Genomic DNA, 15,054 nt, shown 5'->3' with positions numbered 1-15,054 from the left:
CATTCGCGAGCAAGCCCGCTCCCACATTAGATCTTCAGTGAACACAGATTTTGTGTTCGACACGGATCAACTGTGGGAGCGGGCTTGCCCGCGAAGGCGTCAGAGCTGACACCAACAATCCTTCAGACCAACTCTTTAAGCCGATGCCACAACATCCCCAACGCCAGCAACGGCGAGCGCAAATGCCTGCCGCCGGGGAAAGTGATGTGCGGCACCCTGGCGAACAAATCAAAACCACCACTGTGCTGCCCGCTGATGGCTTCGGCCAGCAGCTTGCCGGCCAGGTGCGTGGCATTCACGCCATGACCGGAATAGGCCTGGGCGTAGTACACGTTCGGCTGGTCCTTGAGTCGCCCGATCTGCGGCAGGCGGTTGGCGCAGATGCCGATCATGCCGCCCCATTGGTAATCGATTTTCACTGCGCTCAGCTGCGGGAAAACCTCGAGCATTTTCGGGCGCATGTACGCGGCGATGTCTTTCGGGTCGCGGCCCGAGTAATGGCAGGCGCCGCCAAATAGCAGGCGCCGGTCCGCCGAGAGCCGGTAGTAATCCAGCGCCACCCGCTGGTCACAGACCGCCATGTTCTGCGGCAGCAGGGTGTGAGCCAGTTCTTCGCTCAACGGTTCGGTGGCGATGATGTAGCTGCCGGCGGGCAGGACTTTACCGCTGAGTTCCGGGTTGAGGTTATTGAGGTAGGCATTGCAACCCAGCACCAGGGTCTTGGCGCGCACCGAGCCATCGGCGGTATGGACCTTGACCTCGGGGCCATAGTCGATGCGGGTCACGGCCGAGTGCTCGAACAACTGGACCCCTAGTCGTTGTGCCGCTGCGGCTTCGCCCAAGGCCAGGTTCAGTGGATGCAGGTGCCCCGAGCCCATGTCGATCAGGCCACCGACGTAACGCGTGGAGCCGACCACGGTGTGCATCTCATTGGCTTGCAGCAAACGGGTCTCGTAGCGGTAGCCGAGGTTGCGCAGTTCTTCGGCATCCTCGGCGAAGCCTTCAAGGTCACGGGGCTTGTTGGCGAGGTCGCAGTAACCCCAGGTCAGGTCGCAGGGGATCTGGAAGCGCTCGACCCGTTGCCGGACGATTTCCACGGCTTCCAGGCCCATGAGTTTCATTTGCCGTACACCATCGACACCGATGACGTTGGTGAACTGATCGAGGCCGTGGCCGACGCCGCGAATCAGCTGCCCGCCATTGCGTCCACTGGCGCCCCAGCCGATTTTATGGGCTTCGAGCAACACCACGCTGAGGCCGCGTTCGGCCAGCTCAAGCGCCGTGTTCAACCCCGAGAACCCTCCGCCCACCACGCAGACATCCGTTAGCACTTCGCCTTTGAGCGTCGGAAGTTCGGGCTGCGGCAGGCTGCTGGCGGCGTAGTAGGACGCGGCGTGGTTCAGGGCAGGCTGTTGAGCACGGGCATTCATGTGCGTGTTCCTGATTCTTGCGTTTGGAAAGCTTGACGGAGCATAAGCCGGACCTTCCCGGACGGGCAACATTGGTCGGTTGGTGCTGTCTGGATCGGGGCTTTTGCGTCAGAATCGCGCTCTATTCCGCTATTGGTCATCGCTGCAATGAGCTGCAACAGCCAGACAATCCGCACATTGCGACAACAGATTCCCTCGTTCGAGTGCGTGCCCGGCTGCCATGACTGCTGCGGGCCGGTGACCACCTCGCCCGAAGAAATGTCGCGTCTGCCGCGCAAGACCCGCGCCGAGCAGGATGCCGCCATGGAAGAACTCAACTGTGTGCATCTGGGGCCGAATGGTTGCACGGTGTATGAAGAGCGGCCGCTGATCTGCCGGTTGTTCGGCACCACCAAGACCTTGCCGTGCCCCAATGGGCGCGGGCCGGTTGAGCTGATTCATCCACGGGTGGAGAAGCAGGTGTTCGAGTACATGGCTTCGAACCGACAGGTGCTGGTTTAAGAGAGACCGAGTCGCCTGCATTCGCGAGCAGGCTCGCTCCCCCAAGGACACCGCCGTACCTGTGGGAGCGAGCCTGCTCGCGAAAGGCGCGCTGCCATCTTCAATCCGGAATCGGCAATGTCAGGCTCTCTTTCACCTCTTCCATCACGATATAGCTCTTGGATTCCCGTACATGAGGCAGCTTGAGCAGGATGTCGCCCAGCAACTTGCGGTACGAAGCCATCTCGGAAATCCGCGCCTTCACCAGGTAGTCGAAATCCCCTGACACCAGATGACACTCCAGCACGTGGGGCAATTTCAGCACCGCACGTCGGAACTCTTCGAAAGTATCTCCGGATTTGTAGTCCAGGCTGATCTCGACGAACACCAGCAGACTACCCTTCAGGTGCTGCGGATTGAGCCTGGCGTTGTAGCCCATGATGATCCCTTCGCGCTCCAGACGCCGGACCCGCTCAGTACAGGGCGTGGTCGAGAGCCCGACCTTTTCCCCAAGCTCCGTAAAGGAAATCCGCCCGTCCGCTTGCAGGATCCGCAGGATGTTGCGGTCGATCTTGTCCAGCTCACGTTTGGTCTGAGTGTTGGTACGCATAGGGGATGCGCCTCCGTGAAAAGGGTTTTTACCGAGAATTGTCGCCAAATATAGGCGCTTATATAGTGAAAAGCACTGGCAAATCTTTTTTACACTGCGCGCATCTGAAGCTCTGAATAACAAACGTCAGCGGTTAGCCGCGATGAGGGATATGAAAATGCGCGTCATGGTCTTGGGTAGCGGCGTCATCGGTACCACCAGTGCTTATTATCTGGCCCGTGCCGGGTTTGAAGTGGTGGTTGTGGACCGGCAGCCGGCCGCTGCCATGGAGACCAGTTTCGCCAACGCCGGGCAGGTCTCGCCGGGTTATGCCTCGCCGTGGGCCGCGCCGGGTGTGCCGCTCAAGGCCATCAAGTGGCTGTTGCAGCGCCACGCGCCCCTGGCGATCAAGGCCACGGCCGACATCGACCAGTACCTGTGGATGGCACAGATGCTGCGCAACTGCACCGCCAGCCGTTACGCGGTGAACAAGGAGCGCATGGTCCGTCTGTCCGAGTACAGCCGTGACTGCCTTGACGAACTGCGTGCCGAAACCGGCATTGCCTATGAAGGCCGCAGCCTTGGTACAACCCAACTGTTCCGCACCCAGGCTCAACTTGATGGCGCCGCGAAAGACATCGCCGTGCTGAAAGAGTCCGGTGTGCCGTTCGAGCTGCTCGACCGCGACGGCATTGCCCGCGTTGAGCCGGCGCTGGCCAGCGTCACGGACATCCTTGCCGGTGCCCTGCGCCTGCCGAACGACCAGACTGGCGACTGCCAGATGTTCACCACCAAGCTCGCCGAGATGGCCGCGAACCTCGGTGTGCAATTCCGTTTTGACCAGGACATTCAGCGCCTCGACTTCGCCGGTGACCGCATCAACGGCGTGTGGATCGACGGCAAGCTGGAAACCGCCGACCGCTACGTGCTGGCCCTCGGCAGCTACTCGCCGCAACTGCTCAAGCCGCTGGGGATCAAGGCGCCGGTGTACCCGCTCAAGGGCTACTCCCTGACCGTTCCGATCACCAATCCGGCGATGGCTCCGACTTCGACCATTCTCGACGAGACCTACAAGGTCGCGATTACCCGTTTCGACAACCGCATCCGCGTTGGCGGCATGGCCGAGATCGCCGGTTTTGACCTGTCGCTGAACCCGCGTCGCCGCGAAACCCTGGAGATGATCGTCAACGACCTTTATCCTCAGGGCGGCGATCTGGCCCAGGCCGATTTCTGGACCGGCCTGCGTCCGACCACTCCCGACGGCACCCCGATCGTTGGCGCCACCCCGTTCAAGAACCTGTTCCTGAACACCGGTCACGGCACGCTCGGCTGGACCATGGCCTGTGGCTCCGGTCGCTTGCTGGCAGACTTGATGGCGAAGAAAAAGCCGCAGATCAGCGCCGAAGGCCTCGATATTTCCCGTTATGGCAACAAAACCCAGGAGCCTGCAAAGCATGTCAGTCCAGCGCCAGCTCACCAATGAGCGCATGAGTCAGATCGTCACCCATAACGGCACGGTTTACCTTGCCGGACAGGTCGGCGATGACATGAACGCCGGGATTGAACAGCAGACCCGTGAAACCCTCGCCAACATCGAGCGGTTGCTCGATCTGGCCGGCACCGACAAAAATAATTTGCTGTCGGTGACGATTTACCTGAAAGACATCGACGCGCATTTCGAAGGCATGAACGCGGTGTGGGACCAGTGGCTGCCAAAAGGCGTCGCCCCGGCCCGCGCCACAGTCGAATCGAAACTGTGCGAACCGGAAATCCTGGTCGAGCTGTCGGTTGTAGCCGCTCTGCCATAAGCCTGTCAGAAAAGATCCCTCTCCCGGTGCTGTTGGTGGTTCACGCCGTCAGCCAGCGCCGGTTTTTCTTCCCGATAACCCGACCAGAAGTCTGCCGCCATGCGTCCTGCCCGTGCCCTGATCGACCTTCAAGCCCTGCGCAACAACTACCGAGTCGCCCGTGAGCTCACGGGGGCCAAAGCCCTCGCGGTGATCAAGGCCGATGCCTATGGCCATGGCGCGGTGCGTTGCGCTCAGGCGCTGGAAGCCGAGGCGGACGGGTTTGCCGTGGCTTGCATCGAAGAGGCGTTGGAGCTGCGGGCGGCGGGCATTCGTGCGCCGATCCTGCTGCTGGAAGGTTTTTTTGAAACCGATGAGCTGGCGCTGATTGTCGAGCATGATTTCTGGTGCGTGGTGCATTCACTGTGGCAGCTCGAAGCCATCGAGAAAGCGGCGTTGAGCAAGCCGATCACCGTGTGGCTGAAGCTCGATTCGGGCATGCACCGCGTGGGGCTGCATCCAGCGGACTATCAGGTTGCTTATCAACGGCTGTTGGCCAGCGGCAAAGTCGCGAAAGTGGTGCTGATGAGCCACTTTGCGCGTGCCGATGAACTGCACGAGCAGGCCAGTGCCGATCAGGTGGCGGTATTTGAAGCGGCGCGCAAGGGCTTGTCCGCCGAGGTCAGCCTGCGCAACTCGCCGGCGGTGCTCGGTTGGCCGCAGATTCCGAGCGATTGGGTGCGCCCAGGCATCATGCTCTATGGCGCCACGCCCTTCGAAGAAGCCAACGAAGTCGCATCGCGGCTGCAGCCGGTCATGACCCTGGAATCGAAAGTGATCAGTGTGCGCGAGTTGCCGGCTGGCGAGCCCGTCGGTTACGGCGCCAAATTCATCACCCCTAAACCGATGCGCATTGGCGTCGTGGCCATGGGTTACGCCGACGGCTACCCGCGTCTGGCACCGACCGGCACACCAGTGCTGGTTGCCGGGCAGCGCAGCCAATTGATCGGCCGGGTATCGATGGACATGCTCTGCATCGACCTGACCGACGTACCGCAGGCCGGCCTCGGTTCGACCGTCGAATTGTGGGGTAAAAACATCCTCGCCAGTGATGTGGCCATGGCTGCCGGCACGATTCCTTATCAGATTTTCTGCAACCTGCGCCGAGTGCCACTGCTCTATTCCGGGGCTTAGTGCGCAGGGCTCCAGACCGGAAGTCGCCTCGCTGAGCAGGATTCAGGTCAAAGTGTTGTAAATACTGAACGCTGTCGCCATGATAACGCTCACTATTCCAACAATCTGAATCCTGGAGGCGCAAGCTTTGGACGTCGGTGAACGACTGCAATCCATCCGTAGGCTCAAAGGCCTTTCCCAGCGTGAGCTCGCCAAACGGGCGGGGGTCACCAACAGCACGATTTCGATGATCGAAAAGAACAGCGTGAGCCCTTCGATCAGTTCGCTGCGCAAGGTGTTGGGCGGGATTCCCATGTCCATGGTCGAGTTCTTTTCCGAAGAAATCCTGCAGGAAAAACCGACTCAGATCGTCTACAAGGCCAACGAGCTGATCGATATTTCCGATGGCGCCGTGACCATGAAACTGGTCGGTCGGGCGCACCCGAGCCGGGCCATCGCATTCCTCAATGAAATCTATCCGCCAGGCGCCGACACCGGTGACGAGATGCTCACCCATGAGGGCGAGGAAACCGGCATCCTGGTCGAAGGAAAACTGGAACTGGTGGTCGGACTCGAAACTTTTGTCCTCGAAGCCGGCGATAGCTACTACTTTGAAAGTACCAAGCCACACCGTTTCCGTAATCCGTTCGATGTGCCGGCGCGACTAATCAGCGCAGCCACACCGGCGAATTTCTAAGAAAAGAGGCGTCCTGCCAGCATCGTAGAGGCGCCCAGGCTGTTTTTCCGTCGCGGCCTAAGACCCTTGCGACTTTGGGGTTGTTTCAGTGCGACGGGCTTACCGCTATACTTGCGCCCGCCTGCGAACCGTGGCCGTAGGCGTGACTAGCCACCATTGAGGGTGAACGCGTGAACCTAATTATGAAAATGCTGGCTGCACCAGCAACCGTATTGGCCCTTTGGGCTGTCAGTGTCAGCGCTCAAGCTGCGACCAACGACGATATCGCTAAACGCCTTGAGCCAGTCGGCCAGGTTTGTGTTCAGGGTAAAGAGTGCAAAGGGATGGAAGTGGCCACTGCCGCTGGCGGCGGTGGCGGTGCAAAAACCCCGGATGAAGTGATTGCAAAACATTGCAACGCTTGCCACGGTTCAGGCCTGTTGGGCGCGCCGAAAATCGGTGATGCCGCCGCTTGGGGCGAGCGCGCCAAGAAAGAAGGTGGTGTTGACGGCCTGCTCGCCAAGGCGATCTCCGGCATCAACTCGATGCCGCCAAAAGGCACCTGTGCCGATTGTGCAGACGCCGAACTCAAAGGCGCTATCCAGAAGATGTCCGGCTTGAAATAAGCCTGAGTCTTGCTGCTAAAAAGCCGCTTTCGAGCGGCTTTTTTGTGCCTGTGATTTGACCCTGATGGCTGTTCATTGCAGCAAAGACCCGGCAAGCTCGGTCCAACCCCAATTCATGGAACGTGAGGGAGGATCCGATGGTGCAGCTGTGTTCTATCGAGCAAGCGGTCGATGACGTACTGGCGCGGTTGCCGGTCCACATTCACATGGGTCTGCCCCTGGGCCTGGGCAAACCCAACCACTTCGTCAATGCGCTGTATCGACGAATCGCACAGTCGCCCGAGCGACGGCTGACGATCTACACCGCGTTGTGCCTGGGGCGCCCGCCCTTGGGCGATGGTTTGCAAAAGCGTTTTCTCGAACCCTTTATCGAACGGGTGTTCGGCGATTATCCGGAGCTGGAGTTTCTCGCCGACCTGCGCCGCGATGGTCTGCCGGGCAATATCCACATCCAGCAGTTTTTCATGCAGCCCGGTAGCCTGCTCAACAGTGCCACGGCGCAACAGGATTACGTCAGCAGCAATTACAGCCATGCGGCGCGGGACATCAATGCCGCCGGGTTGAATCTGGTGGCGCAACTTGTGGCCAGCCATGCCGAGCATCCCGACCGCTTGAGCCTGAGCTGCAACCCGGACATCACCCTCGACCTGCTGCCGATGATCGCCAAGCGCCGCGCCGCCGGAGAAACCATCCTGATGGTCGGCCAGGTGCACAACGATCTGCCTTACATGCCCGGCGATGCGGAACTCGGCATCGACACCTTTGACCTGCTGATCGATGAGAAGGACAACACCACGCTGTTTTCCACGCCGAACATGCCGGTGGGGTGTCAGGACCATTTCATCGGCCTGCACGCCAGTACCTTGGTGCGTGACGGCGGCACCTTGCAGATCGGCATCGGCTCCATGGGCGATGCGTTGACGGCGGCGCTGCTGGCGCGGCAAGCCGACAACGACGGATACAGGGCTTTGCTGGCAGACGTAAACCTCAGCCACTGGGCGCAACTGATCGAGCGCGAAGGCGGCATCGAACCCTTCGCCAAAGGCCTGTATGGCTGCAGCGAAATGTTCGTCAACGGCTTGCTGGTGCTAGCGGATGCCGGGATCGTGCGGCGCAAGGTTTATCCCGACGTGGCTACCCAGCAGCAGGCGAATGCCGGCACCCTCGACGAGACTGCGCAAACCGATGGCATCTCGGTGCACGGCGGATTCTTCCTCGGTCCGCGCAGCTACTACGAGCGCTTGCGCGAGTTGCCGCAAAGCAAGCGGCTTGCATTCAACATGACCCGCATCAGCTACATCAACGAGCTCTACGGCCAGGAAGAACTCAAGCGCTTGCAGCGCCTGGATGCGCGGTTCATCAACACCGCGTTCACCGTGACCTTGCTCGGTGCCGCGGTGGCGGATCAGCTCGAAGACGGACGTGTGCTCAGCGGTGTTGGCGGGCAATACAACTTCGTGGTGCAGGGCCATGCGCTACAAGGCGCGCGCTCGGTGTTGCTACTGCGCAGCTGGCGCGAGTCCGGCGGCGACGTCAGCTCGAACATCGTCTGGGAGTATGGTCACTGCACGATTCCCCGACACTTGCGGGACATCGTGGTCAGCGAATACGGCATCGCCGATCTTCGCGGCAAAACCGATGCGGCAGTGATCGAGGCCTTGCTCAATATCAGCGACTCGCGTTTTCAACCGGGATTGATCGAACAGGCGCAGAAAGTCGGCAAACTACCCAAGGGCTTCCGCCTCGATCCGCGCTTTACCGATAACAGTCCGCAGCGTTTGCAGGCGGTTCAGGCGCGGCATCCGCAGCTGTTTCCAGAGTATCCGCTGGGATGTGATTTCACCGAGGTCGAGTGCGATCTGTTGCGGGCGCTGAACTGGCTCAAGAGCAAGTTCAAGCTGAGCGAGGTGCTGGAGTTGGGCAAGGCAGCGCTGGATGCGCCGGAGCCTGCGTTGTTTCCGGAGCATCTGGAGCGCATGCAACTGGCCAGCCCGGAGGGGATGAAGGAAGATTTGTATCAGCGCCTGCTGCTCACAGGCCTCAAGGCCACTGCGCAATAACAGCCAGCACATAACGAATGTGGGAGCGGGCTTGCTCGCGAATACGTAGTGTCAGTCGACATATGCTTTGACTGATACACAGCATTCGCAAGCAAGCCCGCTCCCACACTGGTTTTGCGGTGTGGCGGCTTATTCGATAAAGGTCACGACACCATCGGCCAGCGACTTCACGCGGGCCAACGACTCTACGCGATAACCCTGCGAATCCAGTTCCGCACGGCCGCCCTGGAACGACTTCTCGATCACGATGCCCAGGCCCGCCACGGTGGCGCCGGCCTGCTTGATGATCGAAATCAGTGCCTGGGACGCCTTACCGTTGGCCAGGAAGTCATCGATGATCAGCACGCGGTCGCTGCTGGTCAGGTGGCGCGGGGAGATGGCCACGGTGCTTTCGGTCTGCTTGGTGAACGAGTACACGGTCGCCGACAGCAGGTTTTCGGTCAGGGTCAGGGACTGGTGCTTGCGGGCGAAAATCACCGGCACACCCAGGTTCAGGCCAGTCATGATCGCCGGGGCGATGCCCGAGGCTTCGATGGTGACGATCTTGGTGATGCCCGAATCCTTGAACAGCGTGGCGAATTCGTCGCCGATCAGCTTCATCAGGGCCGGGTCGATCTGGTGGTTCAGAAAAGCGTCGACTTTCAGGACCTGGTCGGAAAGCACGATGCCTTCTTCGCGAATTTTCTTGTGCAGTGCTTCCATGAAGCTTTCCTCTACTGGCGCCTTGTGCGCCGAAGGTCATATAAAAGTGGTCAATTCTAGCGCTTTAACATCGCGCGTATATCCGCCAATGCGTTGTTGCCGCGCACGGCTTTGACTTCGGTCGGTGTGTCGTCGTTGCCTTCCCAGGCCAGGTCGTCCGGCGGCAACTCATCGAGGAAGCGGCTCGGCGCGCAATCGATGATCTCGCCGTACTGCTTGCGCTTGGCGGCGAAGGTGAAGGCCAGGGTCTGGCGCGCGCGGGTGATGCCCACGTAGGCCAGGCGACGTTCTTCTTCGATGGTGTCGGCTTCGATGCTGGAACGGTGCGGGAGGATTTCCTCTTCCATGCCCATGATGAACACGTAGGGGAATTCCAGGCCCTTGGACGCATGCAAGGTCATCATCTGCACGCCTTCGGCGCCGTCTTCCTCTTCCTGCTGGCGCTCGAGCATGTCGCGCAGGACGAGTTTGCCGATGGCGTCCTCGACGGTCATCTCGCCTTCTTCGTCTTTCTCCAGGGTGTTCTTCAGCGCCTCGATCAGGAACCAGACGTTACCCATGCGGTAGTCGGCGGCCTTGTCGCTGGAGCTGTTGGTGCGCAGCCAGTTTTCGTAGTCGATGTCCATGACCATGCTGCGCAGGGCCGAGATCGGGTCTTCGCCGGCGCACTGCTCGCGCACTCGGTCCATGAAACGCTTGAAGCGCGACAGGCGATCGGTGAAACGGCTGTCCAGATGCTCGCCCAAACCCATCTCGTCGGTGGCGGCGTACATCGAGATCTTGCGCTCGGTCGCATAGTTGCCCAGCTTCTCCAGCGTGGTCGAGCCGATCTCGCGGCGCGGCACGTTGATCACCCGCAGGAACGCGTTGTCGTCGTCCGGGTTCACGATCAGGCGGAAGTAGGCCATCAGGTCTTTTACTTCCTGACGCCCGAAAAAGCTGTTGCCGCCGGACAGGCGATACGGCACCTGGTGATGCTGCAACTTCAGTTCGATCAGCTTGGCCTGGTAGTTGCCGCGATACAGGATCGCGAAATCGCTGTACGGGCGGTCGGTGCGCAGGTGCAGGCTGAGAATTTCCATGGCCACGCGCTCGGCTTCGGCATCCTCGTTGCGGCAACGAATGACGCGGATCTCGTCACCGTGGCCCATTTCACTCCACAGCTGCTTTTCGAATTCGTGGGGGTTGTTCGAAATCAGCACGTTGGCGCAGCGCAGGATGCGGCTGGTGGAGCGGTAGTTCTGCTCCAGCATCACCACTTTCAAGGAGGGGTAGTCGTCCTTGAGCAGCATCAGGTTTTCCGGGCGAGCGCCGCGCCAGGCGTAGATCGACTGGTCGTCGTCGCCCACCACGGTGAACTGGTTGCGCTTACCAATGAGCATTTTCACCAGCAGGTATTGGCTGGCGTTGGTGTCCTGGTATTCGTCGACCAGCAGGTAACGCACCTTGTTCTGCCACTTTTCCAGGATGTCGGCGTGCTCTTCGAACAGCTTCACCGGCAGCAGGATCAGGTCGTCGAAGTCCACCGCGTTGAACGCCTTGAGCGTGCGTTGATAGTGGGTGTAGACGATGGCGGCGGTCTGCTCCTTGGGGTTGCGCGCGCTTTCCAGGGCCTGGGCCGGCAGGATCAGGTCGTTTTTCCAGGCGCCGATCATGTTCTTGATCTCGTCGACGCCGTCGTCGCCCGAGTATTCCTTCTGCATGATGTCGGTCATCAAGGCCTTGACGTCGGTCTCGTCGAAGATCGAGAAGCCCGGCTTGTAACCCAGCCGCACGTGCTCTTTGCGGATGATGTTCAGGCCCAGGTTGTGGAACGTGCAGACCGTCAGCCCGCGACCTTCACCGGCACGCAGCAGGGTGCCGACCCGTTCCTTCATTTCGCGGGCGGCCTTGTTGGTAAAGGTCATGGCGACAATGTACTGGGCGCGAATGCCGCAGTTCTGGATCAGGTGCGCGATTTTGCGCGTGATCACGCTGGTCTTGCCGGAGCCTGCACCGGCGAGCACCAAAAGAGGGCCGCCGACGTAGCTCACGGCTTCTTGCTGCCGGGGATTGAGTCGGGACATAGGTAAATTCAGGAGTCAGTCACAAAATGGGCCGGCATTTTAACAGGCTCAGCGAATTGTGCTGCTCTGTCCGACTTGTGACGTACCACGCTATCTGTAATCGCCGGTTTTGTTACTTTCACGCAGGATGCGCAACGAAATTGCGGCTAATGTTCGTAATTCCGGATACAAAGGGCTCGTTTTGCCAACTGATGTCATTGTCATTGGTCATCGGAACGGCATAATGCCCGTCGCCTACATTTTTGCAGAGTCTAGGGAGCTAGCTTGTCTACGCCTGTCGAACCCTTGCGTTTGCTGCTACTGGCTGAAGAGCCAGCGTGGGCAGCGTTGTTGCGCGAGTGTCTGGTTCCTATGGGGAGCTCGGCCGTTCTCATCAGCGCGCCGAGTTGGGAGTCGGTCAGCAGCCTGTTCGATGACAACCGCAGCGCGGTGTTATTGACCATCCCGCAACTTCAACCGGCGCCGGGCCGTTGCAGCCTGCCGACGGTGTTGCTGCTCGACCATGAGCCGCTGACCCCGCCCGACGGTGTGAGTGACTGGCTGGTGCGCGATCTGCTCGATTCCGGCATGTTGCGCCGTTGCCTGCGCCACGTGCGCGAGCGGGGCGTCCTGGAAAACACCCTGCAACGCCTGGCCGAGCAAGATCCGCTGACCGGCATCGCCAACCGCCAGGGCTTCCAGACCCTGCTGACGGCGCGTCTGGCGGAAAACGGCGGTCGTGGCCTGGCCCTCGGTCATCTCGACCTCGACAATTTCCGTTACGCCAACGATGCCCTCGGCCATCAGGCCGGTGACCGCCTGATCTTGCAAGTGGTGGCGCGGCTCAAGAGCCAGCTTGAGGCCGGCGATCAACTGGCGCGCCTGGGCAGTGATGAATTCGCTCTGCTGATCGACACCCGTCGCGCTCCCCAGCGTGCAGAGTGGATGGCCGAGCGCATCAGCGAAGCGCTGGCCGAGCCTTATTGGGTCGATGGCGAAAGCCTGCTGATCGGTTCCAGCCTGGGCATCGCCTACGCCCGGGCCCAGACTGGTGCGGATCCGCTGATGTGGCATGCACACATCGCCATGCAGCAGGCCAAAAGCACCCAGGGTTGTACCTTTCACATTTTCAACGAACGCATCAATCGCAATGCCCGCAGCATCGCCGACCTCGAAACCGAGCTGCGTCGGGCACTGCGTCGCGATGAGCTGGAATTGCACTACCAGCCACGCCTGAACCTCGAAGACGGGCAGATCGTCGGTCTCGAAGCTTTGGTGCGCTGGCGGCATGCCGAGCGCGGCTTGCTGTCACCGAGCGAATTCGTGCCGCTGGCTGAGCAAAGCGGCCTGATTGTTCCGCTGGGTTACTGGGTGATTTCCCGGGCCTTGCGCGACATGCAGGCATTGCTTCAACTCGGATTGCCGCCGTTGCACATGGCGATCAACCTGTCGTTCCGACAGTTCCAGGACAGCCAGTTGCTGTCGACCCTGAGTCGCCTGATTGCCGAGCGCGGTGTCGAGGCGCAGTGGCTGGAGTTCGAGCTGACCGAAACCGCCGTGATGCGCCGCAGCGATCTGGTCAAGCAGACCATGGACGCCCTCGGGCGCCTCGGAGTGCGCTTCTCCCTCGACGACTTCGGCACCGGGTTCTCGTCGTTCGTACACCTCAACAGCCTGCCGATCACCTTGCTGAAGATCGACAAGAGCTTTGTCGGCGGCATGGAACAGCGTGAGGAAAACCGCAAACTGGTCCACGCGATGATCAACCTGGCGCACAACCTCAACCTTGAGGTAGTCGCAGAAGGCGTGGAAACGCCGGAGCAACTGGATCTGCTGCGTGGGTTTGAATGCGATCAGGTGCAGGGATATTTGATCAGCATGCCATTGCCGCTGGCCGAGTTGGTGGAGTATCTGACGTTTGGCTCCAGTCAGCAGCCGGTGCTGGAAGTCGTGAACTGACCGGTTCTGGAAACCACCACGAGCCCATGTGGGAGCGAGCAGGCTCGCTCCCACAGGGACTTCAGTCTGGCTGAGCCATCTGGAAACCATTCTCTGCCGAAGGCTCCCGCCGAAGCATCCGCTTCATCTTCCACTCAAATCCCAGCGTCAGGCTCACCGCCGCACACGCCAGCCCCAGCGCCAGCCCCCACCAGACACCCGTTGGCCCCCAGTCCAGATGGAACGCCATCCACCACGCTGCCGGTGCGCCAATCAGCCAATAGCAACCCAGGCCGACGAGGAAAGTGGTCTTGGCATCCTTGAGTCCGCGAATGCAGCCCATGGCAATGGTTTGCACGCCGTCGAACAGCTCGAACCACGCCGCCACCGCCAGCAGGCTCACGGCAAGGTTGATGACATCGCGAAACGCCGGGTCGTTGTGGTCGAGAAACAGGCCGACCAACTGGTTTGGCAATAGCCAGAAAACCATGGCGAAACACAGCATCGCCGCTGCCCCGAACGCAATACCGACCCGCCCGGCCTGCCGCGCATCCAGCAGTTGCCCGGCGCCGTAGTGTTGGCCGATGCGCATGGTGATCGCGTAGGAAATACCCGCCGGGACCATGAACGCCACCGAGACGATTTGCAGGGCGATCTGGTGTGCGCCCAGTTGCGTACTGCCCATGGTGCCCATGCACAGCGCGGCGAAGGCAAACAGCCCGACTTCCACCGCGTAGGTACCGCCAATCGGCAGGCCCAGGCGCCACAGCTCCTTCAGGTACTGGCGGTTCAGCCGCGACAGGCCCTGGCGCAGCGGATAGGCCTCATAAGCCGGATGCCGACGAATGTGCCACGCCAGCGCAAGTGCCATCAGGTTGGCGACAATCGCCGTGACCAGCCCGATGCCCGTCAGCCCCAGTTTCGGCAGGCCGAACATCCCGGTAATCAGCGCATAGTTGAGCAAGAAGTTGGCGACCGTACCGCCGAGGCTGATGACCATCACCGGCGTCGCACGGCCAATGGCGCTGGTGAACCCGCGCAGGGCCATGAAGCTCAGGTAGCCGGGTAGGGCGAACGGCAGGAAGATCAAGAACTGCCCGGCTGCATTGACGTTGCTTTCGGTCTGGCCGAACAGCAGCAGCACCGGTTTGAGGTTCCACAGCAGCAAACCGGCGACCAGCGCCATCAGCCATGCCAGCCACAACCCGGCCTGGGTCAGCCGGGTAGCCCCGACAATATCGCCGGCCCCCTGACGGATCGCCACCAGCGTACCTACCGCCGCGATCACACCGATGCAGAAAATCGACACGAACGAATAGGTCGCCGCACCGAGCCCGCCACCGGCCAGTGCCTCGGGACTCAGGCGCGCCATCATCAGAGTGTCGGTGAGGACCATCAGCATGTGCGCCAACTGCGAGGCAATCAGCGGCCCCGCCAGCCGCAGGATGGCCCAGAGTTCAGTACGTGCTGGATGCTGCATGATCATCACGCTCGATTATCAAAGAGAACAGGAAAGCGTCGATTCTCGGCGCTTCACGGGGTTTGCAC

Annotated in this window: 13 protein-coding genes; 8 read left to right on the top strand and 5 right to left on the bottom strand. The window is 60.7% G+C overall.

Going from position 1 to position 15,054, the window contains the following annotated elements:
• Nucleotides 1–122: 122 nt before the first annotated feature.
• Nucleotides 123–1,430 carry an NAD(P)/FAD-dependent oxidoreductase gene (locus AC1DVE_RS01050; protein ID WP_477783668.1) on the bottom strand — a complete coding sequence of 436 codons (1,308 nt, stop codon included), beginning with the start codon at nt 1,428–1,430 and terminating at the stop codon, nt 123–125.
• Between the two features lie 147 nt (nt 1,431–1,577).
• On the opposite strand from AC1DVE_RS01050, the gene AC1DVE_RS01045 reads away from it, so the two are divergent.
• A complete protein-coding gene (locus AC1DVE_RS01045; RefSeq protein ID WP_223455327.1) occupies nt 1,578–1,931 on the top strand; it encodes a YkgJ family cysteine cluster protein in 354 nt (117 codons plus the stop codon).
• 100 nt (nt 1,932–2,031) lie between these two features.
• Here the strand turns inward: AC1DVE_RS01045 and AC1DVE_RS01040 are convergent, their stop codons facing one another.
• Complete coding sequence (locus AC1DVE_RS01040) at nt 2,032–2,520, bottom strand: Lrp/AsnC ligand binding domain-containing protein (RefSeq protein ID WP_007975155.1); 489 nt, start codon at nt 2,518–2,520, stop codon at nt 2,032–2,034.
• Nucleotides 2,521–2,677: 157 nt separating this feature from the next.
• Here AC1DVE_RS01040 and dadA point away from each other — a divergent pair, with 157 nt between their 5' ends.
• The 6 genes from dadA to AC1DVE_RS01010 all read left to right on the top strand — a co-directional run bounded on the left by dadA (nt 2,678) and on the right by AC1DVE_RS01010 (nt 8,821).
• A complete protein-coding gene (gene dadA / locus AC1DVE_RS01035) occupies nt 2,678–3,982 on the top strand; it encodes a D-amino acid dehydrogenase (protein WP_223455329.1) in 1,305 nt (434 codons plus the stop codon).
• A complete protein-coding gene (locus AC1DVE_RS01030; protein ID WP_223455331.1) occupies nt 3,954–4,307 on the top strand; it encodes a RidA family protein in 354 nt (117 codons plus the stop codon). Before dadA ends, AC1DVE_RS01030 begins: the two co-directional genes overlap by 29 nt.
• Before the next feature lie 99 nt (nt 4,308–4,406).
• Nucleotides 4,407–5,480: an alanine racemase gene (alr, locus tag AC1DVE_RS01025; protein WP_477783667.1), complete on the top strand. Its 1,074-nt coding sequence runs from the start codon at nt 4,407–4,409 to the stop codon at nt 5,478–5,480.
• Between the two features lie 127 nt (nt 5,481–5,607).
• Nucleotides 5,608–6,156 carry a cupin domain-containing protein gene (locus tag AC1DVE_RS01020; RefSeq protein WP_008023455.1) on the top strand — a complete coding sequence of 183 codons (549 nt, stop codon included), beginning with the start codon at nt 5,608–5,610 and terminating at the stop codon, nt 6,154–6,156.
• Between the two features lie 182 nt (nt 6,157–6,338).
• The gene (locus AC1DVE_RS01015) at nt 6,339–6,761 is read left to right on the top strand and encodes a c-type cytochrome (RefSeq protein ID WP_223455498.1); all 423 of its coding nucleotides are present in this window, start codon (nt 6,339–6,341) and stop codon (nt 6,759–6,761) included.
• A 137-nt stretch (nt 6,762–6,898) separates the two neighbouring features.
• A complete protein-coding gene (locus AC1DVE_RS01010; protein ID WP_477783666.1) occupies nt 6,899–8,821 on the top strand; it encodes an acetyl-CoA hydrolase/transferase C-terminal domain-containing protein in 1,923 nt (640 codons plus the stop codon).
• A gap of 129 nt (nt 8,822–8,950) precedes the next feature.
• Here AC1DVE_RS01010 and AC1DVE_RS01005 read toward each other — a convergent pair whose 3' ends face one another.
• Nucleotides 8,951–9,523, bottom strand: coding sequence for a xanthine phosphoribosyltransferase (locus AC1DVE_RS01005; RefSeq protein ID WP_046038985.1), 573 nt, complete (start codon nt 9,521–9,523; stop codon nt 8,951–8,953).
• Between the two features lie 56 nt (nt 9,524–9,579).
• Nucleotides 9,580–11,589, bottom strand: a complete 2,010-nt coding sequence (rep, locus tag AC1DVE_RS01000; protein ID WP_477783665.1) for a DNA helicase Rep — start codon at nt 11,587–11,589, stop codon at nt 9,580–9,582.
• Nucleotides 11,590–11,853: 264 nt separating this feature from the next.
• Here rep and AC1DVE_RS00995 point away from each other — a divergent pair, with 264 nt between their 5' ends.
• Nucleotides 11,854–13,527, top strand: coding sequence for a putative bifunctional diguanylate cyclase/phosphodiesterase (locus tag AC1DVE_RS00995; protein ID WP_223455336.1), 1,674 nt, complete (start codon nt 11,854–11,856; stop codon nt 13,525–13,527).
• Nucleotides 13,528–13,588: 61 nt separating this feature from the next.
• Here AC1DVE_RS00995 and AC1DVE_RS00990 read toward each other — a convergent pair whose 3' ends face one another.
• On the bottom strand, nt 13,589–14,986 hold the full coding sequence (locus AC1DVE_RS00990; protein ID WP_477783664.1) for a NorM family multidrug efflux MATE transporter: 1,398 nt from the start codon (nt 14,984–14,986) through the stop codon (nt 13,589–13,591).
• Nucleotides 14,987–15,054 lie beyond the last annotated feature (68 nt).

It is taken from the genome of Pseudomonas sp. P4_B4, assembly GCF_056402255.1.
Note: the sequence above shows the minus strand (reverse complement) of the source record. Positions and strands in the feature narration are given on the sequence as shown.

Excerpts from the sequence above, each read along its gene's own strand:
- AC1DVE_RS01040 (WP_007975155.1), bottom strand. The coding sequence starts at position 2,520 with ATGCGTACCAACACTCAGACCAAACGTGAGCTGGACAAGATCGACCGC.
- rep (WP_477783665.1), bottom strand. The coding sequence starts at position 11,589 with ATGTCCCGACTCAATCCCCGGCAGCAAGAAGCCGTGAGCTACGTCGGC.
- AC1DVE_RS01030 (WP_223455331.1), top strand. The coding sequence starts at position 3,954 with ATGTCAGTCCAGCGCCAGCTCACCAATGAGCGCATGAGTCAGATCGTC.
- AC1DVE_RS01045 (WP_223455327.1), top strand. The coding sequence starts at position 1,578 with ATGAGCTGCAACAGCCAGACAATCCGCACATTGCGACAACAGATTCCC.
- AC1DVE_RS00990 (WP_477783664.1), bottom strand. The coding sequence starts at position 14,986 with ATGCAGCATCCAGCACGTACTGAACTCTGGGCCATCCTGCGGCTGGCG.
- alr (WP_477783667.1), top strand. The coding sequence starts at position 4,407 with ATGCGTCCTGCCCGTGCCCTGATCGACCTTCAAGCCCTGCGCAACAAC.
- AC1DVE_RS01015 (WP_223455498.1), top strand. The coding sequence starts at position 6,339 with ATGAAAATGCTGGCTGCACCAGCAACCGTATTGGCCCTTTGGGCTGTC.
- AC1DVE_RS01005 (WP_046038985.1), bottom strand. The coding sequence starts at position 9,523 with ATGGAAGCACTGCACAAGAAAATTCGCGAAGAAGGCATCGTGCTTTCC.
- dadA (WP_223455329.1), top strand. The coding sequence starts at position 2,678 with ATGCGCGTCATGGTCTTGGGTAGCGGCGTCATCGGTACCACCAGTGCT.
- AC1DVE_RS01010 (WP_477783666.1), top strand. The coding sequence starts at position 6,899 with ATGGTGCAGCTGTGTTCTATCGAGCAAGCGGTCGATGACGTACTGGCG.
- AC1DVE_RS01050 (WP_477783668.1), bottom strand. The coding sequence starts at position 1,430 with ATGAATGCCCGTGCTCAACAGCCTGCCCTGAACCACGCCGCGTCCTAC.